Source organism: Sphingomonas sp., from assembly GCF_965248875.1.
In the GTDB taxonomy this organism is placed as follows: Bacteria; Pseudomonadota; Alphaproteobacteria; order Sphingomonadales; family Sphingomonadaceae; genus Sphingomonas.
Genome location: NZ_CBDFKR010000004.1, coordinates 217,379 through 242,628, shown reverse-complemented (window position 1 = coordinate 242,628; position 25,250 = coordinate 217,379). Strand labels below are relative to the sequence as shown.

24 protein-coding genes and 1 pseudogene are annotated in these 25,250 nt (G+C 70.4%); 13 read left to right on the top strand and 12 right to left on the bottom strand.

Translation table 11 applies throughout. The features are described 5' to 3' along the window. Positions 1-12: 12 nt before the first annotated feature. A pseudogene (locus ACP2AD_RS03735) lies at positions 13-333 on the top strand (glycosyltransferase); the annotation flags it as partial. Positions 334-908: 575 nt separating this feature from the next. Here the strand turns inward: ACP2AD_RS03735 and ACP2AD_RS03730 are convergent. Beyond that, a complete protein-coding gene (locus ACP2AD_RS03730; RefSeq protein ID WP_425228751.1) occupies positions 909-1,106 on the bottom strand; it encodes a hypothetical protein in 198 nt (65 codons plus the stop codon). Between the two features lie 71 nt (positions 1,107-1,177). On the opposite strand from ACP2AD_RS03730, the gene ACP2AD_RS03725 reads away from it, so the two are divergent. Continuing rightward, on the top strand, positions 1,178-1,684 hold the full coding sequence (locus ACP2AD_RS03725) for a hypothetical protein (RefSeq protein ID WP_425228750.1): 507 nt from the start codon (positions 1,178-1,180) through the stop codon (positions 1,682-1,684). Here ACP2AD_RS03725 and ACP2AD_RS03720 read toward each other — a convergent pair. The 3 genes from ACP2AD_RS03720 to xth form a co-directional block, all read right to left on the bottom strand. Continuing rightward, positions 1,636-2,796, bottom strand: coding sequence for an alpha-hydroxy-acid oxidizing protein (locus tag ACP2AD_RS03720; protein WP_425228749.1), 1,161 nt, complete (start codon positions 2,794-2,796; stop codon positions 1,636-1,638). The two genes, ACP2AD_RS03725 and ACP2AD_RS03720, sit on opposite strands and share 49 nt — an antisense overlap. A gap of 2 nt (positions 2,797-2,798) precedes the next feature. Next, positions 2,799-4,025, bottom strand: a complete 1,227-nt coding sequence (locus ACP2AD_RS03715) for a cysteine desulfurase-like protein (protein ID WP_425228736.1) — start codon at positions 4,023-4,025, stop codon at positions 2,799-2,801. A 144-nt stretch (positions 4,026-4,169) separates the two neighbouring features. Further along, positions 4,170-4,940, bottom strand: a complete 771-nt coding sequence (gene xth / locus ACP2AD_RS03710; RefSeq protein ID WP_425228735.1) for an exodeoxyribonuclease III — start codon at positions 4,938-4,940, stop codon at positions 4,170-4,172. 73 nt (positions 4,941-5,013) lie between these two features. Here xth and ACP2AD_RS03705 point away from each other — a divergent pair, with 73 nt between their 5' ends. Both ACP2AD_RS03705 and ACP2AD_RS03700 read left to right on the top strand, forming a co-directional pair. Beyond that, positions 5,014-5,970, top strand: a complete 957-nt coding sequence (locus ACP2AD_RS03705) for a heavy metal-binding domain-containing protein (RefSeq protein ID WP_425228734.1) — start codon at positions 5,014-5,016, stop codon at positions 5,968-5,970. Beyond that, positions 5,970-6,812: a heavy metal-binding domain-containing protein gene (locus ACP2AD_RS03700; RefSeq protein WP_425228733.1), complete on the top strand. Its 843-nt coding sequence runs from the start codon at positions 5,970-5,972 to the stop codon at positions 6,810-6,812. Before ACP2AD_RS03705 ends, ACP2AD_RS03700 begins: the two co-directional genes overlap by 1 nt. Before the next feature lie 24 nt (positions 6,813-6,836). Here ACP2AD_RS03700 and ACP2AD_RS03695 read toward each other — a convergent pair whose 3' ends face one another. Both ACP2AD_RS03695 and ACP2AD_RS03690 read right to left on the bottom strand, forming a co-directional pair. Next, entirely contained in the window at positions 6,837-7,595 is a 759-nt protein-coding gene (locus tag ACP2AD_RS03695) for a hypothetical protein (RefSeq protein ID WP_425228732.1), read from the bottom strand. A 49-nt stretch (positions 7,596-7,644) separates the two neighbouring features. Further along, positions 7,645-8,196 carry a DNA-3-methyladenine glycosylase gene (locus tag ACP2AD_RS03690; protein WP_425228731.1) on the bottom strand — a complete coding sequence of 184 codons (552 nt, stop codon included), beginning with the start codon at positions 8,194-8,196 and terminating at the stop codon, positions 7,645-7,647. 47 nt (positions 8,197-8,243) lie between these two features. Between ACP2AD_RS03690 and ACP2AD_RS03685 the strand changes: the two genes are divergently transcribed. Continuing rightward, the gene (locus ACP2AD_RS03685; RefSeq protein WP_425228730.1) at positions 8,244-9,779 is read left to right on the top strand and encodes an N-acyl-D-amino-acid deacylase family protein; all 1,536 of its coding nucleotides are present in this window, start codon (positions 8,244-8,246) and stop codon (positions 9,777-9,779) included. After that, positions 9,776-11,176: a D-alanyl-D-alanine carboxypeptidase/D-alanyl-D-alanine endopeptidase gene (dacB, locus tag ACP2AD_RS03680; RefSeq protein ID WP_425228729.1), complete on the top strand. Its 1,401-nt coding sequence runs from the start codon at positions 9,776-9,778 to the stop codon at positions 11,174-11,176. Before ACP2AD_RS03685 ends, dacB begins: the two co-directional genes overlap by 4 nt. Before the next feature lies 1 nt (position 11,177). Here the strand turns inward: dacB and ACP2AD_RS03675 are convergent, their stop codons facing one another. The 3 genes from ACP2AD_RS03675 to ACP2AD_RS03665 are packed head-to-tail and all read right to left on the bottom strand — an operon-like array spanning position 11,178 to position 13,890. Continuing rightward, positions 11,178-11,417 (bottom strand): hypothetical protein, encoded by a 240-nt coding sequence (locus ACP2AD_RS03675; protein WP_425228728.1) that lies wholly within the window; start codon positions 11,415-11,417, stop codon positions 11,178-11,180. Between the two features lie 11 nt (positions 11,418-11,428). Further along, positions 11,429-12,424: a serine hydrolase domain-containing protein gene (locus tag ACP2AD_RS03670; RefSeq protein WP_425228727.1), complete on the bottom strand. Its 996-nt coding sequence runs from the start codon at positions 12,422-12,424 to the stop codon at positions 11,429-11,431. Further along, the gene (locus tag ACP2AD_RS03665; RefSeq protein WP_425228726.1) at positions 12,421-13,890 is read right to left on the bottom strand and encodes a permease; all 1,470 of its coding nucleotides are present in this window, start codon (positions 13,888-13,890) and stop codon (positions 12,421-12,423) included. The genes ACP2AD_RS03670 and ACP2AD_RS03665 overlap by 4 nt, the downstream gene beginning before the upstream one ends. 161 nt (positions 13,891-14,051) lie before the next feature. On the opposite strand from ACP2AD_RS03665, the gene ACP2AD_RS03660 reads away from it, so the two are divergent. The 6 genes from ACP2AD_RS03660 to rutA all read left to right on the top strand — a co-directional run bounded on the left by ACP2AD_RS03660 (position 14,052) and on the right by rutA (position 21,221). Continuing rightward, positions 14,052-17,135 (top strand): TonB-dependent receptor domain-containing protein, encoded by a 3,084-nt coding sequence (locus ACP2AD_RS03660; protein ID WP_425228725.1) that lies wholly within the window; start codon positions 14,052-14,054, stop codon positions 17,133-17,135. Positions 17,136-17,291: 156 nt separating this feature from the next. Further along, positions 17,292-18,218, top strand: a complete 927-nt coding sequence (locus ACP2AD_RS03655) for a methyltransferase (protein ID WP_425228724.1) — start codon at positions 17,292-17,294, stop codon at positions 18,216-18,218. A 31-nt stretch (positions 18,219-18,249) separates the two neighbouring features. Continuing rightward, on the top strand, positions 18,250-19,014 hold the full coding sequence (gene rutB / locus ACP2AD_RS03650) for a pyrimidine utilization protein B (protein ID WP_425228723.1): 765 nt from the start codon (positions 18,250-18,252) through the stop codon (positions 19,012-19,014). Then, on the top strand, positions 18,986-19,366 hold the full coding sequence (locus tag ACP2AD_RS03645; protein ID WP_425228722.1) for a Rid family hydrolase: 381 nt from the start codon (positions 18,986-18,988) through the stop codon (positions 19,364-19,366). The genes rutB and ACP2AD_RS03645 overlap by 29 nt, the downstream gene beginning before the upstream one ends. Further along, positions 19,366-20,151 (top strand): pyrimidine utilization protein D, encoded by a 786-nt coding sequence (rutD, locus tag ACP2AD_RS03640; RefSeq protein WP_425228721.1) that lies wholly within the window; start codon positions 19,366-19,368, stop codon positions 20,149-20,151. Before ACP2AD_RS03645 ends, rutD begins: the two co-directional genes overlap by 1 nt. Continuing rightward, a complete protein-coding gene (gene rutA, locus ACP2AD_RS03635; RefSeq protein ID WP_425228720.1) occupies positions 20,151-21,221 on the top strand; it encodes a pyrimidine utilization protein A in 1,071 nt (356 codons plus the stop codon). Before rutD ends, rutA begins: the two co-directional genes overlap by 1 nt. 139 nt (positions 21,222-21,360) lie before the next feature. Here rutA and ACP2AD_RS03630 read toward each other — a convergent pair whose 3' ends face one another. Further along, positions 21,361-23,757 carry a TonB-dependent receptor gene (locus ACP2AD_RS03630; protein ID WP_425228719.1) on the bottom strand — a complete coding sequence of 799 codons (2,397 nt, stop codon included), beginning with the start codon at positions 23,755-23,757 and terminating at the stop codon, positions 21,361-21,363. Positions 23,758-23,873: 116 nt separating this feature from the next. Between ACP2AD_RS03630 and ACP2AD_RS03625 the strand changes: the two genes are divergently transcribed. Further along, the gene (locus ACP2AD_RS03625) at positions 23,874-24,512 is read left to right on the top strand and encodes a TetR/AcrR family transcriptional regulator (protein ID WP_425228718.1); all 639 of its coding nucleotides are present in this window, start codon (positions 23,874-23,876) and stop codon (positions 24,510-24,512) included. A gap of 27 nt (positions 24,513-24,539) precedes the next feature. Here ACP2AD_RS03625 and ACP2AD_RS03620 read toward each other — a convergent pair whose 3' ends face one another. Both ACP2AD_RS03620 and ACP2AD_RS03615 read right to left on the bottom strand, forming a co-directional pair. Next, on the bottom strand, positions 24,540-24,878 hold the full coding sequence (locus tag ACP2AD_RS03620) for a MerR family transcriptional regulator (RefSeq protein WP_425228748.1): 339 nt from the start codon (positions 24,876-24,878) through the stop codon (positions 24,540-24,542). Next, positions 24,875-25,174, bottom strand: a complete 300-nt coding sequence (locus tag ACP2AD_RS03615; protein ID WP_425228747.1) for an integration host factor subunit alpha — start codon at positions 25,172-25,174, stop codon at positions 24,875-24,877. Before ACP2AD_RS03615 ends, ACP2AD_RS03620 begins: the two co-directional genes overlap by 4 nt. Positions 25,175-25,250: the final 76 nt, after the last annotated feature.

The window sequence follows — 25,250 nt, the reverse complement described above, 5'->3', positions numbered from 1 at the left end:
GCCGCCGCCGCGTTGATCCACACCCGACGGCCCGAGGCCCGGTTCGTCGTCATCGGCGGCCCGGACGCCTTCATGCCGGATTATGCTGCCCGACTCGGGGAACAGGCACGCACCGCAGGGCTGGACGGCGTGCTCCACTTCCTTGGCGATCGGCCAAACATTCCCGAACTGATGGCCGGGCTGGACCTGTTCTGCTGGCTGTCGCGCGGTGAGGGCATGCCGCATGTCATCGCCGAGGCGGGCGCGGCGGCGCTGCCGGTTATCGCCACGCCCGACAACGGCGCGCTCCAGCAGATCGTCGACGGCGAGAGCGGGGTGTTCGTCCCACACGAGGACCCCGCCGCCGTCGCCGCAGCCATCGTCAAGCTGGTCGATGATCCCGCCCGTCGGCGGCTGCTGGGCGGGGCGCTGCGGGCGCACGTCGCCTCGACCTATTCGACCGCGGCGGTGGCGCCGCTGTGGGAGAGGCTGTTCCGCGACGTCCTCGCCGAGCGCCCCGTCCCGCCGCCGCCCGGCACGCTGTTCCAATCGTTCCTGCAGGGCGGATTCGAATGCTCCTCCCACCGCCGCGCCCACGACCGCGCCCGCGTCGACGTGATCGCCGCGAGTCAGCACGACCGGCACGCCGCGCACGATTACGCGCTGCTGGCGAAGCTTGGCCTGCTGACCGTACGCGACGGGTTGCGCTGGCACCTGATCGAGACCGCGCCGGGGCGGTACGACTGGTCGAGCCTGGAGGCCCAGCTGGCCGCGTCGCAGGCGACGGGAACGCAGGTGATCTGGGACCTTCTCCATTATGGCTGGCCCGACGACCTCGACATCTGGTCCCCCGCCTTTGTCGAGCGGTTCGCCGCCTTTGCCGCAGCGGCGGCGCGGGTGATCGGCCCGCGCACTAACGGCGCGCCCTTCTACACCCCGGTCAACGAGATCAGCTTCTGGGCGTGGGGCGGCGGCGATGCGGCGTATCTCAACCCCTTCGCGCGCGGTCGCGGGTTCGAGCTGAAGGTGCAGCTGACCCGCGCGTCGATCGCGGCGATGAGGGCGATCCACGCGCTCGATCCGACCGCGCGGTTCGTCCATGCCGACCCGGTGCTGAGCATCGTCACCGAACCGTCGCGCCCGCACGGACGCTGCCGCCGCCGAGGGCCACCGGCTGGCGCAATATCAGGGCTGGGACATGCTGGCGGGGCTCAGCTGGCCGCAGCTGGGCGGCGCGCGCGACCTGCTCGACATCGTCGGGGTCAATTTTTACTCCAACAACCAGTGGATTCATGGCGGCCCGACAATCGACATCGGCCACCCGCTCTACCGCCCGTTTCGCGCAATCCTGGCGGAGGTCCATGCCCGCTACGGCCGGCCCATATTTGTCGCGGAGACGGGTTGCGAGGGCGACCGGCGACCGGCGTGGCTCGATTATGTCGCGAGCGAGGTCGCGGCGGCGATCGGCATGGGCGTGCCGGTCGAGGGTATTTGCCTCTACCCCGTGCTCAACCATCCGGGATGGGACGACGGGCGGGATTGTCCCAACGGACTGATCGAGCACAGCGCCGATGTCTCAGGGCGCGTACCCTACCCGCCGCTCGCCGCCGCGATCACGCGGGCGCAGGCGCGGCTGACCCCGCTGCTCGCGGCGGATCAGACCTTCGTTGCGCCCGCCGCACGCACGGCCGCGACCGTCGGATAGCCGTTGACCGCCATCAGCAGGTCCGCCTCGGCGAGCAGGCATTTCAGCACGTGCGCGCACCCCGCCGCGCCGTCGAGTGCCAGGCCATAGGCGTAGGGCCGCCCGACGCCGACCGCGCGCGCGCCGAGCGCCAGCGCCTTGACCACGTCGGTGCCCGAGCGGATACCTGAATCAAACAGCACCGGCACGCTGCCCGCTGCCGCGACGACGCCCGGCAGCAGGTCGATCGCGGCGATCCCGCCATTCGCCTGACGTCCGCCATGATTGGAGCAGTAGATCGCGTCCGCGCCCAGGTCGGCAGCGCGCCGCGCGTCGTCGGGGTGACAGATACCCTTCAGCACGATGGGCAGCTTGGTCACCGACTTGAACCAGGCGATGTCCTCCCACACGATCGGCCGCGCGAAGTTCGCGCCCCACAGCCCGATCGCCTCCGGTAGATGCTGCGCGACCGGCTTGCCAAGCAGCTTCTGGAAAATGGGGTCGGTGAAATAATTCTGGAGGACATGGCCGCGCAGCTGCGGAAAATTAGCGACGTTGAGGTCACGCGGCCGCCAGCCGGTGACCCAGGTGTCGAGCGTCACCACCAGCGCCTTGTACCCCGCCGCCTCGGCGCGGCCGATCAGGCTTTCGGCGACGCCGCGGTCCTTGGGCGTGTAGAGCTGGAAGAAGGCAGGGGTGTCGCCGCACGCCACTTTCACGTCTTCCAGCGGATCGTTCGACAGCGTCGAGGCGCACAGCGGCACGCCCGTCATCGCCGAGGCGCGGGCCGCGGCCAGGTCGCCATGGCCATCCTGCGTGCAGATGCCGATCACGCCCACGGGCGCCATGAACAAGGGCGACGGCAGCGTCAGCCCGAACAGCTCGACCGACAGATCGCGCTGGCGGGTGTCGATCATCATCCGCGGCACCATGCCCCAATGGCGGAAGGCGGCAGCGTTACGGTCCTGCGTCCATTCGTCGCCGCAGCCGCCCTGGACATAGGTCAGGACCTGCGGCGGCATCGCCGCGGTCGCGCGCGCCACCAGCGTCGCGAAGTCGACCGGCAGCTTCGGGCTGACGCCCTGCAGCCCGGCGCCGTAGATCAGGTTCTGATAATCGCCATAATGGGGCATCGTCACAGTTCCTTCAGCGCGGCGATCAGCCGGTCGACCTCGTCCGCGGTGCTGTAGTGGCACAAGCCGACGCGAACGAGTCCGCCCGCCTCCTCCAGCCCGAGGCGGCGGATCACCTCCACCGCGTAGAAATGGCCCGACCAGGCGTAGAGATCGCGCGCCGCCAGATGTGCGGCGACCGCGTCGGGATGGTGGTCCGCCAGCGTGAAGGCGAAGGTGGGGACACGCCCGGCCATCGTCGGCGGGCCGTACAGGCGCAGCCCCTCGATCCTAGCAAGCCCCGCCAGCAGACGCTCGCCCAGCCCGCGCTCATAGGCCGCGCTTGCCGCCATCGCGGAGAGCAGGCGGGCGCGGCGGCTGTTCGCCTCGGGCGCGACGACACCGCCGAGCCAGTCGAGATACTCGACCGTCCCGAGCACCCCCGCCTGCCCCTCGAACGAGGGCGTGCCGGCCTCCAGCCGGTGCGCCCCATCACTGTTTGCAGGGCGGACCTTGTAGGCGTCGAGCCGTTCCCACGCCGCGGCGCTGCCCCACAGGACGCCCTGATGCGGGCCGAAGAACTTGTACGGCGAGCAGGCGAGGAAGTCGCAGCCCAGCGCCGCGACGTCGGTGGCGACGTGCGGGACCGACTGGACGGCGTCGACATAGACCAGCGCGGTCGACCGCGCCCGCACGGTGGCGACGATGGCGGCAACGTCGTTGAGCGTGCCGAGCGCGTTGCTCGCCGCGCCGGCCGCGACCAGCCGGGTGCCGCCGTCGAGCAGCTCCGGCAGCTGGTCGAGCCGCAGCGTGCCGGTTTCAGGATCGAAGTCGAGCCAGCGCACGTCGATGCTCCGGTCCGCCGCCACCGCCAGCCAGGGCGCGACGTTGGCGTCGTGGTCCAGGCGGGTGACGACCAGATTGTCGCCTGCCCCCCAGCCCCGCGCCAGCGCCCGCGACGCGGCCAGCGTCAGGCTGGTCATGTTCGGCCCGAACGCGACCTCGCCGGCGCGGCCGCCAAGCAGGTCGGCCATCGCCGCATGCGCGGTGGCGCTGAGCGCGTCGGTGGCGACCGACGTCGCGAACGCGCCGCCGCTGTTGGCGGTGCCGCTGCGCAGATGCCGCGCCATCGCGTCGATCGCGGCGTCGCAGGCCTGAGTGCCGCCCGGCGCATCGAAGAAGGCGGCGGCGCCCAGCGCGGGGAAACGGGCGCGGACGGCGGCGATAGGGAAGGGGGCGTCAGACGCCACGGCTCGAGTCGCACATGCCATGTTGTCCGTGTTGACCCCATCCGATGCTCGTGCCGCGACGCAGCACACAACATGTAGTGAGCGGCTGTCGGAAAGCGTGGCGCATGGTGGCGTTGTGCCAACGGGCTGGCTTGTAGGACAGAATTATCTGAGCTCGATCCAGGTCGGCGCGTGGTCGCTGGTCTTTTCCCACCCGCGCACGTCGCGGTCGACGCCCGCCGCGTGCAGCCGCGGCGCCAGCGCCGGGCTGAGCAGGAGGTGGTCGATCCGGAGCCCGGCATTGCGGGCATAGGCGTTCCGGAAATAGTCCCAGAAGGTGTAGATCGTCTCGTCCCGATGTAGGCGGCGCAGCGAGTCAGTCCACCCCTGCCCGATCAGCCGCGCGTAGAGCGCCCGCACCTCGGGCGCGAACAGCGCGTCGTCGAGCCAGCGTTCGGGTTTGTAGACGTCCTGCTCGGTCGGCATGACGTTGAAGTCCCCCGCCAGCACCACCGGCGCACCGCTGTCGAGCAGCGTCTGCGCATGGGCGATGAGCGCCTCGAACCAGGCGAGCTTGTAGTCGAACTTCGGCCCCGGCCGCGGGTTGCCGTTGGGGAGGTAAAGCGCGGCCACCAGCACGCCGTTAACCGCCGCCTCCAGATAGCGGCTCTGCGCCGGGTCGGGATCGCCGGGCAGCCCGCGCCGGGTCTCGACGGGCATGCCGGCGCGCGACAGGATGGCGACGCCGTTCCAGCTTTTCTGTCCATGCCAGATCGGTGCGTACCCCGCATCGCGGATGGCCGCCGCCGGGAACTTCTCCTCGCTCGCCTTCAGCTCCTGCAGGCTGACCACGTCGGGCCGTTCCTCGGCCAACCAGCGCAGCAGCACCGGCAGGCGGCCGTTGACGCCGTTGACGTTGTAGGTCGCGATCCGCACGCCCCCTCCTTCTCTCACACCCGAACGATCCGGCGCTGGCAATGCTCCGCGTGATACGGCAAGCTGCGCCGCGATGATCCCCAAGGACCTTCAGGGCAGCCGGCCGCCGCAGCCGCCCCCCTCCCGGCAGGACGCCTGGACCGTCGCGCTCCAGCACAACGGCCTGCCGCCGTTCGTCCAGGAGCGGCTGGCGGCGGCGGGCGCGGGCCAGGGCGCGTGGGTGGCGACAATGACGCCGGCCGAGCTGTTGCTGATGAAGAGCCACGGCATCCGCCCGGTCGCAACCGTGTCGGGCACCTGCTGGTTCGCCTATGGCCGCAGCTGGACCGAAGGGCATGCGCAGGGCTGGCATCAGGCGCTGGACCGGATCGGGCGCGAGGCCGCGGCGGCGGGCGCGAACGCGGTGGTCGACGTCAGGATGCGGACGCTGCGCCACCCGATGGGCGCCAGCATGGACTTCACGCTGATCGGCACCGCGATCAAGCTCGACGGCCTGCCGCCGACGCCGCACCCGGTGATCGCGACGGTGCCCGCGATCGAGTTCGTGCGGCTGCTGGAGGCGGACATCGTGCCGGTCGGGCTGGCGGTCGGCGCGCGCTACGAATGGCTGGGCAATGGCTGGGGCTGGGGCAGCTGGGCCGATGCCGGCGCGGTCTCGCGAACGCAATGGGCGTGCAACGCGTGGAGCGGCAACCAGCCGCTGGGCGACCTGATGGACTTCTGGAACGAGATCCGCCGCGACGCGCATCGCGACCTGCGCGCACGCGCGGCGGGTCAGGGTAACGGCGTGCTGGCGCACATCCAGTTCGGCCAGCTGATCCGGCAGGAACGCGATCGCGCGCCGCCGATGTACCTCGGCCGCCACATCGTCGTCGGCACGGTGGTCGACGCGGTGCGCGGCACGCCGGTGCCGCATCATGTCGAGCAGGTGATCGACATGCGCGATACGCTGTCGCCGCTGCTGGACAAGAGCGAAACGCGCCACTGGGTGTACGATGGCGAAGCGATGGACGAAGAGGGGGCGATCTGATGACCGACATGCGCAACGCCGGCCACCCGGATGCGGGGCCGGTGCCGCAGCACGCGTTGCAGCGGCTGGCGGGGCTGCGGCGTCAGGGGCACCCGGACGGGGTCTTCACCTCCGATTTCTCGGTCAACGAGTTCCTGCTGGTGCGCAAGGCCGGCTTCGAGCCGATCGGTCTGTGCGTCGGCTCGTGCATCTATCATGTCGGCATGCAGTTCGCGGGCTGGTCCGACTCGATGGAGATGCAGGTCCTCTCGACCGCGATGTACGAGGCGCGCTCGCTGGCAATGGAGCGGATGCGCCAGGAAGCGGCGCAGATGGGCGCCGACGGCATCGTCGGCGTCCGGCTCACCGTCCGGCGGATGGAGTGGGACGACAAGGTGCTGGAGTTCGTCGCGATCGGCACCGGCATCGTCCACGCGCAGGGGCATCAGGGCTTTCGCGGACCGTACGGCCAGCCCTTCACCAGCGCGCTGTCGGGTCAGGATTTCTGGACATTGCTTCAGGCCGGGTATCGCCCGCTGGAGATGGTGATGGGCACCTGCGTCTTCCACGTCGCAAGGCGGGGCGTGTTCGCGACGCTGGGCTCGGTGGGGCAGAATGTGGAGCTCACCAACTTCTCGGTCGCGCTGTACGAGGCGCGCGAGATCGCGATGGAGCGGATGCAGCTGGAGGCGAGCCGCGCCGGGGCGGAGGGCGTGGTCGGCGCCGACCTCCACGAAGGGTCGCATGGCTGGGCGACGCACGTGATCGAGTTCTTCGCGATCGGCACCGCCGTCCTGCCGATCGAGGGGCACAAGCCGGAGGACCTGCCGGACCCCAAGCTGGTGCTGTCGGTCAACAGCTGACCCTCTCCCGCTTGCGGCAGAGGGTCAGCTGTCGCCGTATTTCAGCTCCAGGTACCGGCCCTGGGTCGCAACCTCGTCGAGCGCGCCGCGGGCAAGCTGTTCGGTCATCCGCGCGACCTCCGAGTCGATCAGGTGGAGGCCGTCCATCAGCTGCGTGTCCGGCGTCCGCCCGTCCGGCCGCGGCTGCGCGCGCAGGCTGGGCGGGACGGCGTGCCAGCCGTCGACCAGCGCGGGCAGCTCGGTGCCGAGCAGCTTCCTGACCGCGTCGGCGGCGGGTTCCTGCGGCGACAGTCGGGCAAGCTGCGGCGCCAGTTCCTCAAGGCGGCGCCCCAGCGCATCGGCGAGCGGCACGGCGGGCGCGGGCAGCGCGCGGATCTGGCTGCCGAGCCAGGCGCTCGCCTGCGCCGGCAGCTGGCGCAGGTCGGCCGCCGGAAGCGCGGCGCGCTGCGGCACCGCCGGATCGACGTTGCGCATCAGCACGACGAGCAGCACCGCCAGCGCCATCACCGAAGCGACAAAGGCAATGCCGCCGGGCAGGACGGAGGCGAGCGCGATCAGCACGAGCAGCGCACCGCCGACGGCCAGACCGACCCGGCCGAGGACGCGGTTGCGCGCGCGCCGCCGCCGCTCGCGCTCCGCCCGGGCCCGCGCGCGGCCCTCCGGCGAGACGCGGCGGAGCATCTCCTCGGCTTGCGAAAGACCCGCGTCGGCAAGCCCCATCGCGACCTGCTGCGCACGCCGCGTCATCTGTTCGCCGGGGGTGAGACCCCGATTGTCGCTCATCGCCGCCTGTTCCTCGTTGTACCGGGCTGTAATCTAGCGTGTCCGCCGGTCAGGTGAAGGGGCGGCTGAGATAGCGTGAGCCCGCTAGGCCAAAGCGCCAGGGCGCGGCCGCCGCCTTGGTGATGCCGATGCGCGGGCCGGTGACGATGTCGGGCGCTTCGCTGCGGGGGAGGAGCGCGAAGGGAGCGGCGTCGAGCGCGTGGCCATCGAGGGCACCGGTGATGCCCAGCGCCGCGGCGAGCTTGCCCGGGCCGGAACAGAGCGCGCGCGGGTCGGCAACCCCGCGCCGCGCGCGCATCGTGTCGGCGCCGTGGGTCGGCTCCAGCGCGCGGAGCAGCACGGCCGCGCCCGGCTCTGTGCCGCCGACCAGGTTGAGGCACCAGTGGAGGCCGTAGATGCGATAGATATAGGCGTGCCCCGGCGGCCCCCACATGGCGCGGTTGCGCGGCGTCTGCCCGCTGAAGCTGTGGCTGGCGGGGTCGGCGGCGTGATAGGCCTCGGTCTCGACGATGATCCCGCCGGTGCCGTCCGCCGTCAGCGTGCAGCCGATCAGCGCGCGGGCGAGGTCGAGCACGGGCTGGGTGTAGAAACCGGGGGGCATGGCCGCCACCGTTGACGACCGGCACCGCTTCCGCAACCTTGCCGCGCGTGAAGCGCCTTCTGCCCCTCCTTCTGCTCGGCGCAGCGCCCACCGCGCCGCCGGTCGACGTGCTGATCCGCGGCGGCACGGTGTATCCGGGGAGCGAGGCGCCGTTCGCGGGCGACGTGGCGGTGGCGGGCGACCGGATCGTCGCGGTCGGGCCGCACCTCATCGTCGTGGCGCGACGGGTGATCGACGCGCGCGGCCTGATCGTCGCGCCGGGCTTCATCGACCCGCATACCCACGTCGACGCCGCCCTCACCTCCCCGGACGCGCGCACGCGGCTGATTCCGGCGTTCCTGCTGCAAGGCGTGACGACCGCCTTCGTCGGCAATGACGGCAACGGCGCGCCGGGCACCGCCGCGGTGCTGGCGGCCGCGTCGGCGCGGCCGGTGGGGATCAACTACGGCGCCTATGTCGGCTTCGGTGCAGTCAGGCAGGCGGTGATCGGCGCGGCGGCGCGCGCGCCCGACGCGGGTGAGCTGCAGCGGATGAAGGCGCTGGTCGCGCAGGGCATGTGCGGCGGCGCGCTGGGACTGTCGACGGGGCTGTTCTATGTGCCGCAGAGCTTCGCGCGCACCGGCGAGGTGGTGGCGCTGGCGCGCGAGGCGGCGGCGCGAGGCGGCGTCTATGACAGCCACATCCGCGACGAATCGAGCTACACGATCGGCTTGCGCGCGGCGGTCGACGAGGCGCTGACGATCGGGCGCGAGGCGGGGCTGCCGGTGCATATCAGCCACATTAAGGCGCTGGGCGTCGACGTGGAGGGCCAGAGCGCGCCCGTCATCGCCGCGATCCGCGCGGCGCGCGCCGCCGGGCAAGCGGTGACCGCCGATCAGTACCCGTGGGACGCGAGCGGGAGCTCGCTGGTCGCGGCGCTGGTGCCCGGCTGGGCGCAGGACGGCGGACGCGCGGCGATGCTGGCGCGGTTCGACGCCCCGGCGCTGACCGCCCGGCTGCACGCCGACATGGCCGACAACCTGAGGCGGCGCGGCGGCGCGGCCAAGCTGCTCGTCACCGACGGGACGGACGCCGGCCGCACGCTGGATCAGCTGGCGAGCGGGGGCGATCCGGTCGCGGCGGCGATCGCGGCGATCCGGCGGCGTGACCCGGCGGTCGCCTCCTTCAACCAGAGCGAACGCGACATCCGCGCCTTCATGGCCGAGCCCTGGGTGATGACCGGCTCCGACGCCTCGCCCGGGCATCCGCGCGTCTATGGCAGCTTCGCGCGCAAATGGGCGGTGTATGTCCGGGCAGGCGTGCTGACGCCGCGGCAGTTCGTGGAGCGGAGTTCGACGCTGGCGGCGGACACGTTCGGGCTGGCGGGCCGGGGCCATCTGCGGCCCGGCGCGTTCGCGGACGTGGTCGTGTTTGATCCCGCCCGTTACGCCGCGCGCGCGACTTATGCGCAGCCGACGCTGACCGCGGCGGGGGTGCGGACGGTGCTGGTCAACGGCGGCGTCGCGGTCGCCGACGGGCGGCTGACCGGCGCGGCCGCGGGACGCGCCCTGCCGCACGTGCCGACGCCGGGAACCTGCCCTTGAGGCGGCTGCTTCTGCCGCTGCTGCTGCTCGCCGCCGCGCCCGGCACGTTGCAGGAGCGGGTCGCGGCCGACCTGGCGCAGGCGAGCCCGGGGACGCGCTTTGGCATCGTCGTGGCGGCCGAAGACGGGACGGAGATCGTCGCGCTGCTGCCCGATCAGCGCTTCGTGCCCGCGTCGAACACCAAGCTGTTCACCACCGCTGCGCTGTTCGCGAGCGGGCTCGGCCTCGACGCCCCCGACGCGGCGGGCGGGGCGAGCGTCCGGCTCGAAGGACATGACGTGGTGCTGACCGGGCATGGCGACGCGCGGCTGTCGAGCGCGGCGGACTGCGTGCGCGACTGCCTGGCGATGCTCGCCGATGCGGTGGCGGCGCGGACGCAGGCGGTGCGCGACGTGATCGGCGACGACAGCTGGTTCCCCGACGAACGCTGGAGCCCGGGGATGAGCTGGAACAACATCCCCACGCCGTCGGGCACCGGCATCTCGGCGCTGACGATCGACGAAAACGAACTGGCGCTGACGGTGACGCCGGCCGCACCGGGGCAGGTGCCAGCGGTTGCGGGCAACGGTTATTACCGCATCCAGAACCGTGCGGTGACCGGCGGCGCGACCGCGCTGGGCTATGACCGGACGCCCGGCAGCGACGTGGTGCGGGTGACGGGCACGATCGCGACGGGCGCGCCGCCGAAAATGCTGTCGCTCGGGGTGGACGACCCCGCGCGCTATGCGGCGTGGCAGCTGGCGGCGCTGCTGCGCGCCCGCGGCGTGCGGGTGACGGGGAGCGTCGGCGTGCGGCACCGGCCGCTCGATGCGGGCGACGACCCGGCGCGGCGCGGCTTCGCACCCGTCGCGCATCCGCCCGAGCCACCTGTGCTGGCGCGGCTTGCCGCGCCGCCGCTGCTCGACACCGCGACGGTGACCAACAAGGTCAGCCAGAACGTCTATGCCGAGCTGATACTGCGCCGCCTCGGACGGCTGCAAGGCACCGGGTCGATCGCGGACGGGCAGGCGGCGGTGACCGCGATGCTGACCGCGGCGGGCGTGCCGCGGACGGCGTACGACCTCGCCGACGGATCGGGCATGTCGAGCTACAACCGCGTTTCGCCTCGCGGCGTCGTCCGCTTCCTGCGCTGGGCGGCGGCGCAGCCCTGGGGCGCGCGCTGGCGCGCGACGCTGCCGACGAGCGGCGAGGGAACGCTGCGGCGGCGGTTCCGAGACGGGCCGCCGATCCAGGCGAAGACGGGTACGCTCAACGCGACCAACGCGCTGGCGGGGTACATGACCGCGGCGAGCGGGCGGCGGCTGGTGTTCGCCGCCTATGCGGGCGACGTGCCGGGCGATGCGGGGGCGACGGCGGCGATGGACGCGGCGCTGGTGCGGATCGCGGCGGCGAACTGATCTACATCGCGATGCCGAGGGGCGCCGCCCGGACGATTGCGCCATAGAACGCGATGGTGAGGAGGCAGCCCGGCGCCGGCGCCGCCCAGAAGTGTGCGCCGTGGCGCAGCAGCGCCGGGATCAGCAGGAACACCGGCTGCGACGCGATCAGCGCGCCGGAGCCGGGGTAGCGCCGCGCGAGGCCCAACGCGAGCGCCGCTACTACGTCCGAGATCGCAGCCTTCGGAACTCCGTAGAGCATCGCCGGCCGCCTTAGCTGCCCGCGTCGAACGCGGCGACCACCGCCTCTCCCACCGCGGGGCGCAGCGCGAAGATGCTCGCCGCGGCGGCGCTGTGCCGCGTCGGGTGGACGCAGTTGGTGAGCAGCGTCCACGCGACGCCCCGGTCGAAGTCGATCCAAAGCCCCGTGCCCGTGAACCCGGTATGCCCGATCGTCGCGGGCGAGCAGGCGTCGCCGCCGGGCCAGCCGGGATGCGCCCTATCCCAACCGCAGGTGCGGGTGGCGTGAACCGTCTCGCGCATCGCCGGCGGGCAGTGGAGGAGCAGCGCCTGCGCGACGCCGAGCACGCCCGCCAGCGTGCCGAACAGCCCGGCATGCCCCGCCCGGCCGCCCAGCGCCGCTGCATTCTCGTCGTGCACCTCGCCTTTCAACACCCGCCCGCGCCACGGGCAGCATTCCGTCGCGACCGCGGGGCCGGGCGGAGGGCCCCAGCTCAACCCCTCGTCCAGCGGCCATGCCTCCAGCGGCGCGCCGGTCAGCCGCTCGACCGCAATGCCGAGCAGCAGGTAGTTGATGTCGGAATAGACCGGCGGCCCGGCGCGCCAGTCGCGCTGGAGGATGAACGCCTTCAGCCGCGCCGGATCATCGCCATAGGTATAGACCGGCTCGACTGCGGGCAGGTGGGTGCGATGCGCCAGGCAATCGCGAAAGCTCAGGCGGCGCTCGGGCGCGGTCGTGATATCGTACTGGCGCAGGTCGGGGATGGCGTCGGTCAGCGGCCGGTCGAGGTCGATCCGCCGCTCCTTCGCCAGCGTCAGGATCGCGGTGGCGGTGAAGATCGGCTTGGTCAGCGAGGCGAGATCGAACCAGTGCGCTGCGGTCAGCGGCTCGCGCACGGGCTCGATCTGCGCCCAGCCCGCGACTCGGGTCTCGGTCCGCCCGCCGGCGGTGATGATGCCGAGCGCCGCGCCGGGAACGGCGCCCGCCTCCACCGCGACGGCGACCGGCGCGAAGGCGGCCTCGATCACGCCGGCTCCTCGTCGTGGCGCGGCTCTGCCCGCAGGACGAGGGGCAGGAACAGCACTCCCGCCGCGCTCAACGCGCCCGACAACAGGAAGAAGCCGTCATAGCCGATCCTGACCTGGATCGCTCCCGCCGCGACCGCGATCAATCGCGGCAGCAGGAAGGCGAAGCCGGACAGCAGCGCGTATTGCGCGGCGGGAAAACGCGGGTTCACCAGCAGCGACAGGTACACCACGAACACCGCGCCCGCGAGGCCGTGACCGCCCTGGTCCAGCCCGGTCGCGACATACAGCACCAGCGGCGACGGCGGCGTCCGCCACAACCACACGAACACCCAGTTTCCGACCGCCGACGCCAGCGCGCCCAGCGCCAGCGCCCGTCCGAGCGGCCAGCGCGCCGTCGCCCAGCCCCCGATCGCGACGCCGATCAGGCTCGCCGCCAGCGCCACCACGCCGTCCGCGACGCCGATCTGTGTCAACGAATAGCCCCGCGACCGCCGCACCAGCGTCGACAGCGCGTTGGTCAGCACGTCGCCCATCCGATAGACGCTGACGAACGCGAGCAGCAGCAGCGCGATGCGGCCGTAACGCCAGAAGAAATCGACATAGGGCCCGGCCGCGGCGGACGTGCGCAGTGGCGCGTCCGGGCCGAGCCGCTCGATCCGCGGCAGCGCGAAGGCCATCGCGACGAACGGCAGCAGACATAGCGCCAGCACTACCGGCGTGACGCTCGCCCCCGGCGCGACGCCTGCCGCGGCGAGCGCGCCCAGCAGCAGCCACCCCGCCACGCCAAGGACGGCGGCACTCGCCAGCAAGATCGCTGCTGCCGCGCCGATGCCGATCCCCAGCGCGACGCCGCGACGCCCGCTCGCGTGCGGATCGCGCGCGAGCGCGGCGAGCACCGGAAAGGGCAGTGCCGCCAGCCCCGCTACCACGCCATAGGCCGCCGCCCACCCCGCGCGGTCGGCGATCACCAGGCCGGCGGTCGAGGACAGCATCATCGCGCTGCGATACCCCCACAGGTTCGCAGCGGTCAGCCGGCCCTGCCCCGCCTGGCCGGGCGCGAGCTCGATCCGCCAGCCGTCGGCCGCGACCTCCAGCGTCGTCGTCCAGAACGCCGCCAGCGTCGCGAGCAGCGCGGTGACGGCGAGGCTGCGGTCGGCGCTGGTCAGCGCCATCGCACCCAGGCTGGCGGCGATGCCGAGCTGCGCCAGCATCAGCCACCCGCGCCGGCGGCCGAAGAAACGCGCGAAGCCGGGCACGTCGACCTGGTCGACCAGCGGCGCCCACAGGAACTTGAAGGTCGGCAGGAGGATGATCGCGCCGAACAGCCCGATCGTGACGATGTCGACGCCATGTGCCTGCAGCCGCGCGCCGAGCACGGTCGAGAACATGAAAAAGGGCAGTCCCGCCGAGAAACCAAGCATGACGAACAGCGCCATGAGCGAAGCGGGGGCGCGGGCGGCGGTCATCGGTTGAGCGTCGATGCTGACGGCGGGTGCGTCAAGCCGCGCCGCCCGCGCAGCGGATGACGGCGGCGTGACACTTTTCGCTTGGTCCGCAGCCCGTTTCGTTGCTTATTGCCACCGGGGATGACCGCCAGCAGGCGGCGCCGGGATCAAGGGGTGAATTGATGAACAAGATGTCGGGCATTCGCGCCTGTTGGCTGGCGGGCGTTGCGGGGTTGGCGCTGCTACCGGCCGGCGCCCTGGCGCAGGCGTCGCAAGCGGGCACCACCCCGGCGGCAAGCACGCCGACCGGCGCGGCGACCCCGCAAGCGGGTGCCGACCTGGCTGCGACCCCGCAAACCGACACGCGGGACCAAGGCGGCAGCGGACGCGAGGTGCTCGTCACCGGCTCCCGGCTGCGCCAGGACCCGAACAACTCTGCGCTGCCGCTGCAGATCATCACCACGCAGGATCTGGCGCGCGAGGGGATCAACAGCCCCGAACAGCTGATCTCCTTCCTGTCGACGAACGGCAACGGCGCCGACAACCTCGCGTCCAACGCCGACGTGACCAGCGGCGCGCAGCGCGGCACCAACGGCCTGTCGGCGGCGAACCTGCGCGGGCAGGGCTCGGCGGCGACGCTGGTGCTGCTCAACGGCCGCCGCGTCGCGGCGCACGGGCTGACCGGTTCAGCGGTCGACGTCAACCAGATCCCCTTTGCCGCAATCGACCGGGTCGAGGTGCTGAAGGACGGCGCGTCGGCGATCTACGGCACCGACGCGATCGGCGGCGTCATCAACTTCATCACCCGCAAGGATTTCCGCGGCATCGATCTGACCGGCTTCACCGACATCACGCAGGAGGGCGACAGCCCGATCTACCGGTTGTCGGGCACGGTCGGCTATGGCGACCTGGCAACCCAGCATTTCAACATCATGGGGTCAGTCAGCAAGAGCTGGAACGGCGTGCTGTACGGCCGCGACCGCGATTTCGTGAACGGCAACCAGCCCAATCGCGGGCTGTCGATCGACACGCGCGGGACCCCGATCGCAACCGCCTTTCCCATCAATCCGACCGCCGCGGGGGTCGGCATCACCCAGACCGGCACGCTGCTGGGCGGGGCCAGCGGCGCGACGGCGCTGTCAGGGCTGGTCATCCCGGGCACGACGACGCTGGCGAACGGCGGCATCAACGTCCTCAACCTGCCAGGCGGCGCGGGTTGCGAGTCGTTCGACGGCGGCATGCCGTATGACTACCAGCTCTGGTCCAACCCGTCGGCGCGCTATGCCTGCGCCTATGACACCGGCCGCGCGGCGGTGCTTCAGCAGCCGCTGGAGACGCTGACCTATTACGGCCGCGCGACGGTCGCGCTGGGGCGGCACGAGATCTATGCCGAACTGACCGGATCGGACGCAAACTCGGCGAAGCGCTTTTCGGAGAACCAGTATTCGGCGAACAACACCTCGCTGCCGATCGCCTATCCGCTGAACAGTCTGACGGCGACGACGTACAACGACATCTACAACCGGCTGGTCGCGGTCTTTCCGGCGATCGCGCCCAATTACGGCAAGCCGATCGCGTTCCGCTATCGCTGCATCGCCTGCGGGACCCGCGAATATGTGACCGACACCAAGACATTCCGGGCCGCCTTGGGGGCACAGGGGCCGATCGGCTTCGGCTTCGATTACAATGTCGGCGCATCCTATGCCCGCAGCGAGAGTTCGTCGGTGCTGGGCAGCGGCTATCAGTATCGCGGCACCTTCGCGACGGCGGCCGCCGCCGCCGCGTCGGGCACCGGCGCGACGCTGGCGGGACAGGCCGACACCCGCGCGCCGACCGCGCCCGGCGCCACGGCGCCCGGCATTGTCGGCCTGTTCAACGCGGGCATCCTCAACCCGTTCTCCTTGACGCAGTCGGCCCAGGCGCTGGCGGGGCTCGACGCCGTGTCGGCGCGCGGCGTGACGCTGTACGGCGGCAAATATGAGGTGAAGCAGGCCGACGCCTCGATCGCGGGGCCGCTGTTCCGCCTGCCGGGTGGTAGCGCGCAGCTCGCGCTCGGCGTCGATTTCCGGCGCGAGACCTACAGCTTCAACGGCTCGGCCGCCGCTGCGATCAACATGCCCGACATCTTCAACGCGGCCTTCGACAACGTCAACGCGCTGACCCCAAAGACCCGCGACGTGAAGGCGGCCTATGCGGAGATCGGCTTCCCGATCTTCCCGTGGTTCGAGCTGTCGGGCGCGGTGCGGGTCGACGATTACAGCGGCTTCGGCACGACCACCAACCCGAAGGTCACGGCGAAGCTGCGCCCGTCCGACTGGCTGCTGTTCCGCGGCAGCTACAACACCGGCTTCCGTGTGCCGACCTTCAACCAGATCTTCAACGGCACCACCCAGTCGCCCAATCCGGGCAACACCCGTGTCGATCCGTCGACCTGCAGCAGCGGCGTCGTCAATTCGAACGTGCCCGGCTGTGCGGCGATCACCCCCGATACGCTGACCGGCGGCAACCTGAATCTGGGGCCGGAGACGAGCGACCAGTATTCGCTGGGCGTGGTGTTCCAGCCGACGCGGCGGCTGTCCGCCTCGTTCGACTTCTGGTCGATCGCGGTCGACAACACGATCGGCGCGCTGACGATCGATCAGCTGCTCGCGAACTACCAGTATTTCCCCGATCGCATCATCCGCACGAACGGCGTCATCACGCTGCTGGACCTGCGCTCCGACAATATCGGTTCGCGCCGGACACAAGGGCTGGAGGTCAGCCTGCGCGCCGCGTTCGATCTGGCCGGCGGGGTGCTGTCGGCGGGGCTGGACGGCACGCGCCTGCTCAAGAAGCGCGAGAAGTTCCTGCCGACCCAGCCCTACGGCCCCAGCCTGATCGGCAACTTCACCTTCGCCGGCGACCTCGGCCTCAGGTGGAAGCACAACGCCTTCCTGACCTGGACCAACGACAATGTGACGCTCAGCCTGTCGCAGATCTACCGCGACGGCTATCGCAACTATGCCCTGCCCGGCATCGCCAACGGCACGGTGACGCGGCCCGATTACAACAGCCGGGTGAACAGCTATACGCTGTACAACCTGTCGCTGGGCTATCGGATCAGGCCGGGATTCCAGCTCACCTTCGGCGTCCGCAATCTGCTCGACACCGATCCGCCGTTCGCGATCACCTATGATTCGAACACGGGTGCGGGCAGCTCATGGGAGCCGCGCGTGGCGGACCCGCGGGGACGGTCGTTCACGGTCAGCACGGAGGTGCGGTTCTAGGCGCCAGTCGGCACGCGTGCAGCGGAGCACGCGAGACCGACAAGCCCGGCCGGCGGCAAGCGAAGCGCTCCCGTTTCGACGTCACGACGCGGGTTCGCCGCGGCGCGCTTGATGCGGGTCATTGACCGCTCTCACGTCCTGCCCGACGCGAGCAGGATGTTGCCCGCAGACACCGCCCTCCTCGCCCTTCTCGCCGCCCTCGCAACCCGCGGTTACCGCTTCACCACCATCACCCCCGCCAGCCACGCCCGCGCGCTCGCCGACAAGCCGGCCGTCGCGCGCAGCCTGACGGACATCTTCGGCTGGAGCCTGCCCTTCGCTCCCGGCTTCCTGCCCACCGACATCGCGGCGCCGCTCGCCGCGAGCGGAATGCTCGACGATCGCGGCGCGCTGCACCGGTCGCACGTGCGCGTGTCGATGGTGGCGGGACGGCTGTTCCTCCATTCGGCCTATCCGACGAGCGGCGCGGACGCGGTGTTCCTGGGGCCGGACAGCTATCGCTTTGCCGGCCTGCTCGCCGCGCAAGTGGCTGCCGCGCCGCTGCGCGCCGGCGCGCGGGTGGCCGACATCGGCGTCGGCACAGGTGTCGGCGCGATCGCCGCCACGGCCCTGTGCCACGGCGCCCAGGCTACCGGCACGGATCCGAACCCGCAGGCGCTGCGGCTTGCACGGGTCAACGCCGCGGCTGCGGGCGTGGCGCTGGATACGGTGGAGACCAGCGGCCTTGCCGGGGTGGACGGGCCGTTCGACCTGATCCTGACCAACCCGCCTTATGTCGTCGACCCGGCCGGGCGCACCTATCGCGACGGCGGCGGGCTGCATGGCGGTCAGCTGTCGATCGACCTCGCGCGCGAAGCGCTGGAGAAGCTAGCGCCGGGCGGGCGGCTGATCCTCTATACCGGCAGCGCGATCGTCGACGGGGAGGATCGCGTGCGCGCCGCGCTGACCGCCGTCGCGGGCGACGCGACGCTCAGCTATCGCGAGCTGGATCCCGATGTGTTCGGCGAGGAACTGGGCACCGCGCCTTATGCCGGTGTGGACCGGATCGCGGTGGTGGCGGCGATCTTCACCAAGCCCGATTGACGCCTCGCCATGCCGCGGGAATGATGGCGGGATGAGCGCCGCCGGCCCCGTCGTCGACCATCGTCCCGCGGGCGCGCCCGGCACCGTCGTCCTGCCCGCCTCGCCCGAGCCGATCCGCGTCAGCCCGCACGACACCGCCGTCGTCGTGGTCGACATGCAGAACGCCTATGCCTCGCCCGGCGGCTATGTCGATCTCGCCGGGTTCGACATCGGCGGGGCGGCGGGGGTGATCGGCCGCATCGCGCAGGTGCTGGCGACCGCGCGCGCCGTTGGGATGCCGGTCGTCTATCTCCAGAACGGCTGGGACGCCGACTATCAGGAAGCGGGTGGGCCGGGCTCGCCCAACTGGCACAAGTCGAATGCGCTCAAGACGATGCGCGAGCGGCCCGAACTGCACGGCCGGCTGCTGGCGCGCGGCGGCTGGGACTATGATCTGGTCGAGGCGCTCACGCCCCAGCCGGGCGATCTCACCGTCCACAAACCCCGCTATTCCGCCTTTTTCAACTCGGCGCTCGATTCGACGCTGCGCGCGCGCGGGATCAGGACGCTGGTGTTCGTCGGCATCGCCAGCAACGTCTGCGTCGAATCGACGCTTCGCGATGCGTTCCACCTCGAATATTTCGGGGTGATGCTCCACGACGCGACGCATCATCTCGGCCCGGATTTCGTCCGCGAGGCGACGATCTATAACGTCGAGAAGTTCTTCGGCTGGGTCTCGACCGTCGCGGATTTCTGCGGCGCGGTGGGACAGATGGGGGAGCAGGACAATGCCGTTCGAGCCGATCAATCCGCCTGAGTTCCCGCCCCCGATCGCGCCCTATTCGGCGGGTGCGAAGGCGGGGAACACCGTCTACGTCTCGGGCGTGCTGGCGCTCGGCGAGGGCGGCGTGGTGCTCCATCCCGGCGATGCGGCGGCGCAGACGCGGCATGTGCTCGACGTGATCAAAACCACGCTGGCGGCAGCGGGCGCGACGCTGGGGGACGTGGCGATGAACCACATCTTCCTCAAGGACCTGGGCGACTACGCCGCGTTCAATCAGGTATATGCCGAGTATTTTCCGGGCGCGAAGCCGGCGCGCTACTGCGTCAGATGCGAGCTGGTGAAGCCCGAATGCCTGGTCGAGATCGCCAGCGTGGCGCACCTCTGATGCCGGTGTCCGCGCAGGGCCTTGCCTATGAATGGTATGGCGACGATGGGCTGCCGCCGCTGGTGCTCGCGTCGGGGCTGGGCGGGCTCGGCGGCTATTGGGAGCCGAACCTCGGCGCGCTCAGCCAGGATTATCGCGTCCTCACCTATGACCAGCGCGGCTGCGGCGGCTCGACGAGCGACGCGAACCCGACCGTTGCGGCGATGGCGGCGGACCTGGCGGCGCTGCTGGACGAGCTGGCGCTCGACGAGGCGCCGGGGCTGGTCGGCCATGCGCTAGGCGGCATGATCGGGTTGCAGCTGGCGATGGACCGGCCCGAACTGGTGCTGCGCGTCATGATGGTCAACGGCTGGGCCAGCCTCGATCCGCACACCGCGCGCTGCTTCGACACGCGGCTGGCGCTGCTCCGCGACAGCGGCCCGGCAGCCTATCTGCGCGCAACGCCGCTGTTCCTCTATCCACCCGCCTGGGTGTCGGCGCATGACGCCGCGCTGCTGACGGAGGAAACCGAAGCACGCGCTTACCTGCCCGCCGCCGCCGTCATTGAGGCGCGGGTCCATGCCGCACGGCTGTTCGATCCCGGCGCTTACCGGCTCGGCGCGGTCGCGACGCCAGTAATGTGCCTGGCGAGCGAGGACGACGCGCTGGTCCCGGCGCATTGTTCGGAGGCGCTGACGAAGCTGCTTCCCCATGCGACGCTCGCCAGCTTCGCCAGCGGCGGCCATGCGGTAAACGTCACCCGCCCCGACGACTTCAACGCCCGCGTTCAGGATTGGCTGCGCTGATGCAGGTCGGCGTCTTTATTCCCATCAACAACAATGGCTGGCTGATCAGCGAGAATGCGCCGCAGTACATGCCGTCGTTCGATCTCAACAAGGCGATCGCGCTCAAGGCCGAGGAGCATGGGCTCGACTTCCTGCTGTCGATGATCAAACTGCGTGGTTTCGGCGGCAAGACCGAGTTCTGGGAGTACGGCCTGGAGAGTTTCACGCTGATGGCGGGCCTCGCCGCGGTCACCGAGCGGATCAAGATCTACGCGACCTGCCCGACGCTGGTCATCCCGCCTGCCTTCGCGGCGCGGATGTGCAACACGATCGACTCGATCAGCCACGGCCGCTTCGGGCTCAACCTCATCACCGGCTGGCAGCGGCCGGAATACAGCCAGATGGGGTTGTGGCCAGGCGACGAGCATTTCCGCAACCGCTACGCGATGCTCGACGAATACGCGCATATCCTGCGCGAGCTGTGGGACAAGGGGCGGTCCGACTTCAAGGGCGACTACTACCAGATGGACGATTGCCTCGTCCGCCCGACGCCCGCCGGCGAGATGAAGATCATCTGCGCGGGGTCGTCGGATGAGGGCCTCGCCTTTTCGGCCAAATGGGCGGACTATGCCTTCTGCCTGGGGAAGGGCGTCAATACGCCGGCCGCATTCGCGTCGAACAACGAACGGCTGGCGGCGGCGACGGCGAAAACCGGACGCGCCGTCAGCGTCTTCGTGCTGGTCATGATCATCGCCGCCGAGACTGACCAGGCGGCGATGGCGCGCTGGCGGCACATCAATGCGGGCGTCGACGTCGGCGCGATCAGCTGGCTCGCCGATCAGGGCGCGGCGGACACGCACAACGCCACCACCAACGTCCGACAGCTCGCCGCGCCGGAGGGAGCGGTCAACATCAACATGGGCACGCTGGTCGGCAGCTATGAAAGCGTCGCGCGGATGCTCGACGAAATGGCGGCGGTGCCGAACACCGGCGGGGTGCTGCTGACCTTCGACGATTTCCTGGAAGGGGTCGAGGCGTTCGGGACGCGGATCCAGCCGTTGATGAAGAGCCGTGGCGCGGCGCGCACGTGACTAGCGTCAGCTAGTCACGTGCGCGCCAGCCCGGCGGCGGGAGCGCTGCTCCCGTTCGACGACAGCTGCGCTGTCGCCGGCCGTGCCGGGAGGTGCTGCGCACCGGCGCCGTCGCCTGCGGCCGACGCGCCGCCGCCCGTCAGAACCTCACCGACAGCGTCCCGAACACCTGGCGCGGGTTGCCGTAGAACACCGTCGCGATGCCCTCCTTGCCCAGCGTCGGCACATAGCGGCCGGTGGCGGGGATCACCGTCGGGTTCCCCGCCACATCGGCGGCGACATATTGATAGCCGCCGATCTTGTAGCGCACGTCCGACAGGTTCTTGCCGTGGACGCCGATCGAGAAGCGTCCCTGCGACCCGAAGGTGTAGACCAGGTGCGCGTCGTAGAGCGTGTAGCCGGGCTGATCGAGGAACGGGCTCGCCACCTCGAACTGATGCGTCAGGCTGCGGTACGACGCGCCGCCCGACAGGCTGACCGAACCGTCGCCGACCGGCACCTGCGTCGCCAGCGTTCCAGACAACGTCCAGTCCGGCGTGTTCTGGAAGACGCGATACTGCGCGATATTGGTCGGCGCGGCGCCTGCGGTGACGGAGCCCGCGAAGTTGCGGTAGCGCGCGTCGAGATAGCCGAGCGTGCCGTTGAAGCTGATCGTCGACCCCGCGCCCGCGAAGCCGCGCGCCAGGATCGCCGTTGTCTCCAGCTCGGCGCCGCGAATCCGCGCCTTCGCAGCGTTTGTCGTGATGCCGCAGAAATTGGCGAGGCCGTTGACGACGCATGCGGCCGATCCGGGCACCTGGACGTCGCTATAGTCGCTGGTGAAGGCATCGGCGGCGATGGTCAGCCGCCGGTCGAACAACGCGCCCTTGTACCCGACCTCGTAGCTGCGCACCGATTCGGGACGAAAGCGGAGGTAATTGTAGATGTCCTGATAGCCGATGCCGGGCGTGCCGTCGGTATCGGGCGCCTGCGTCGCGGAGCCGCGCGGATCGAAGCCGCCGCCCTTGAACCCTTCGGAATAGGACGCGTAGAGCAGGTGATCGGTCGTCGGCTTGTACGACAGCGACGCGCGCGGGGTGAAGCGGCGGAAATTCGCCTGGCCACGGAAGTTGGTCGCCGCCGCACCGAAGGCGGTCGGCATGCCGGTGAAGGTCGACCCAAGCGTCGACCCGCCCAGATAGTTCTGCTTGAACACGAACGACTTGCGCTGATCCCAGGTGTACCGCCCCCCGAGCGACAGGCTGAGCTGGGACGTGAAGTCGTAGGTGAAGTCGGCATAGACCGAGCTCGTCTCGGTCCGCACGTCTCCCTGGGTACCCGCGTTGAGATTGGCGAGCGTCGTGCCGAGCAGCACGTCGAACCGCGTCGTCGCCTTCGCGCCCAGATAGTAGAAGCCGACCAGGCCGTTCAGCCTGGGACTGTTGACGAGAAGCTGAAACTCCTGGCTGGTCTGGTTGTTGCGGTACACCGCGGGCACGTCGACATCGACCGAGGGCGTCGAATCGAAGTCGATCGGGGTGAACGACCGGTCCTCGCGATAGGCGCTGATCGACCGGAAGGTGAGCATGTCGGTCAGCTTGGCGGTGACCGACATCGACCCGCCGCCCGCCTGCACATCCTGGCGCGGAAAGTTGAGCCCGGCATTGGTGTCATAGACGTTGGCAAGCACCGGCGAGCCGGTCAGGTATCCGGCGAAGACGCGATGGCCGTTGCGCGGGTTCGACCGGTCATGGGTGTAGTCGCCGGTCAGCCGCACGAACAGGCGGCTGTCGGGCGTCTCCGCTTCGATCGTGCCGCGAAAGGCGGTGACGTTCTTGTTGTAGTTGTCGATGCCGAGGTTGCGGTTCTCGCCGAAGCCGTCGCGGGTCAGCCGCGCGCCCGCGACCCCGACGCGCAGCCAGGAACCGAGCGGTGCGGACGCGGTGACGATGCCATCCGCCTGGTGATACGAGCCGTAGGTTCCGCGCGCGCTGACCGACACCGCATCGGGGTTGAGCCGGCGCGTCACATATTTAATCGCGCCGCCAATCGTGTTGCGGCCGTACAGCGTTCCCTGCGGGCCGCGCAGCACCTCGATCCGGTCGACATCATAGATGTCGAGCACCGCCGCCTGTGGCCGGTTGAGGTAGACGTCGTCGAGATAGATGCCGATGCCCGATTCGAATCCCGGGACCGGGTCCTGCTGGCCGACGCCGCGGATAAAGGCGCTGAGCGTCGAGTTGGTCCCGCGCGCATCCTTCAGCGTGGTGTTGGGGGTGACGTTCTGCAGATCGGTGAGGTCGATCGCCCCCGCCCGCTCCAACCGTGCGGCGGTAAAGGCGGTGATCGCGATCGGCACCGACAGCAGCGTCTCTTCGCGGCGGCGCGCGGTGACGACCACATCGCCCGTGCCCGTCGCAGACGCGTCGGCCTGTGACTGCGCCTGCGTCGTGGCGGTCTGGGGCGTCCCCGGCTGCGCTGTCGTCTGAGCCGCGGCGGGCAGGACGAACAAGGCAGCTCCGGCAATGAGCAGCGCGCGCGTGGTCAGGCGTATCATGGGCAAACCCCCTCCTAATGACGGCGCGCCGGTGTCCGGGTTGTACGCCGCGTCGCGATCGTTATACTGAAACCTGAACCGGGTTTCAACTTTGGTTTGTCATCGGGGGCGAAGTTTTGACGGAGGCAGCGGCGTCAGACATCCAGCGGGCGCCGGTCGGGGGCGAGCCGGCGGACAAATCGCCGCGCACCGAGCGCGGACGGCGAACGCGCCGCGCGCTGCTCGACGCGGCGGCGGCCGAGTTCGGCGAGAGCGGCTTCCACGCCGCGTCGATCAGCGCGATCACCCGGCGCGCGGGCGCGGCGCTGGGCAGCTTCTACACCTATTTCGACAGCAAGGACGCGATCTTCCGCGCGCTGGTCAGCGACCTGAGCGATCAGGTGCGCGATCATGTCGCGCCGGGTATCCGCGCCGCCTCCGACGGTATCGCGGGCGAACGTGCTGGCCTGGAGAGCTTCCTCGGATTTGTGCGGCAGCACAAGGAGATCTACCGCATCATCGACGAGGCGGAGTTCGTCGATCCCGCCAGCTTCCGCCGCCACTATGCCACCACCGCCGACCGCATCGCGCAGCGGCTGCGTGAAGCCGCAGCGCGCGGCGAGGTCCGCAATGACGTGGAGGAGGTGCACGCCTGGGCAGTGATGGGGATGAACGTCTTTCTGGGCCTGCGCTTCGGGGTGTGGGACAAGGATCGCAGCGCGGACGACATCGCTGGGGTGATAGCGGATTTCCTGCGGCGCGGCCTGGCGCCCTGATCCTCTGTCCTTCAGCGAAGAGGCGGATCAGTCATCCGCCAGCGCGGCCGCGAGGGCATGGCGGATCGCGCGGAGGGCCGCGCGCGGATCGGCGGTTGGCGCTACCGGGGCACCGTCGGCCAGCAGCTTCTGCACGCCCCTGATCGTGTACCCCTCCCGGTTCAGCGCGCCGTCGATCCGCCGCACCAGCGCCACGTCGGCGGGCCGGTAATAGCGCCGCCCGCCGGCGCGGGTCAGCGGGCGCAGCTGCGGAAAACGGGTCTCCCAATAGCGCAGGACATGCTGTGACAGGCCGGTGTCGCGCGAGACTTCGCCGATGGTCAGGAAAGCGCCCGCAGCCTTTGGCCGCCGGTCCACTCGCGTCAGCCGGCCGCCACGATGCGCTCGCGCATCATCTGGCTGGCGCGGAAGGTCAGCACCCGGCGTGGCGCGATCGCCACCTCGACGCCCGTCTTTGGGTTGCGCCCGACGCGCTCGCCCTTGTCGCGGAGCACGAAGGTGCCGAACCCGGAGATCTTGACGTTCTCGCCATTCGACAGCGCCTCGCACATGTCAGCGAGGATCTGTTCGACGATCTTGGCCGAATCGGCCCGGCTGAGCCCCACCTCACGGTGCAGCGCCTCCGCCAGATCGGCTCGCGTCAGCGTTCCCACGGTCGTCATCAGCACAGCCAATGCCCCTTCCCCAACTTACCCCTTAACGAAGGTTATCATCGGCGAAAAGCCATTCCTGCCCGCG

What these genes read in the sequence shown, in the direction of transcription:
- ACP2AD_RS03725 (WP_425228750.1), top strand. Translation starts at nt 1,178, where the DNA reads ATGCTGGCGGGGCTCAGCTGGCCGCAGCTGGGCGGCGCGCGCGACCTG.
- ACP2AD_RS03720 (WP_425228749.1), bottom strand. Translation starts at nt 2,796, where the DNA reads ATGCCCCATTATGGCGATTATCAGAACCTGATCTACGGCGCCGGGCTG.
- ACP2AD_RS03705 (WP_425228734.1), top strand. Translation starts at nt 5,014, where the DNA reads ATGATCCCCAAGGACCTTCAGGGCAGCCGGCCGCCGCAGCCGCCCCCC.
- ACP2AD_RS03700 (WP_425228733.1), top strand. Translation starts at nt 5,970, where the DNA reads ATGACCGACATGCGCAACGCCGGCCACCCGGATGCGGGGCCGGTGCCG.
- ACP2AD_RS03695 (WP_425228732.1), bottom strand. Translation starts at nt 7,595, where the DNA reads ATGAGCGACAATCGGGGTCTCACCCCCGGCGAACAGATGACGCGGCGT.
- ACP2AD_RS03690 (WP_425228731.1), bottom strand. Translation starts at nt 8,196, where the DNA reads ATGCCCCCCGGTTTCTACACCCAGCCCGTGCTCGACCTCGCCCGCGCG.
- ACP2AD_RS03675 (WP_425228728.1), bottom strand. Translation starts at nt 11,417, where the DNA reads ATGCTCTACGGAGTTCCGAAGGCTGCGATCTCGGACGTAGTAGCGGCG.
- ACP2AD_RS03665 (WP_425228726.1), bottom strand. Translation starts at nt 13,890, where the DNA reads ATGACCGCCGCCCGCGCCCCCGCTTCGCTCATGGCGCTGTTCGTCATG.
- ACP2AD_RS03660 (WP_425228725.1), top strand. Translation starts at nt 14,052, where the DNA reads ATGAACAAGATGTCGGGCATTCGCGCCTGTTGGCTGGCGGGCGTTGCG.
- ACP2AD_RS03655 (WP_425228724.1), top strand. Translation starts at nt 17,292, where the DNA reads ATGTTGCCCGCAGACACCGCCCTCCTCGCCCTTCTCGCCGCCCTCGCA.
- rutB (WP_425228723.1), top strand. Translation starts at nt 18,250, where the DNA reads ATGAGCGCCGCCGGCCCCGTCGTCGACCATCGTCCCGCGGGCGCGCCC.
- ACP2AD_RS03645 (WP_425228722.1), top strand. Translation starts at nt 18,986, where the DNA reads ATGCCGTTCGAGCCGATCAATCCGCCTGAGTTCCCGCCCCCGATCGCG.
- rutD (WP_425228721.1), top strand. Translation starts at nt 19,366, where the DNA reads ATGCCGGTGTCCGCGCAGGGCCTTGCCTATGAATGGTATGGCGACGAT.
- rutA (WP_425228720.1), top strand. Translation starts at nt 20,151, where the DNA reads ATGCAGGTCGGCGTCTTTATTCCCATCAACAACAATGGCTGGCTGATC.
- ACP2AD_RS03630 (WP_425228719.1), bottom strand. Translation starts at nt 23,757, where the DNA reads ATGATACGCCTGACCACGCGCGCGCTGCTCATTGCCGGAGCTGCCTTG.
- ACP2AD_RS03615 (WP_425228747.1), bottom strand. Translation starts at nt 25,174, where the DNA reads ATGACGACCGTGGGAACGCTGACGCGAGCCGATCTGGCGGAGGCGCTG.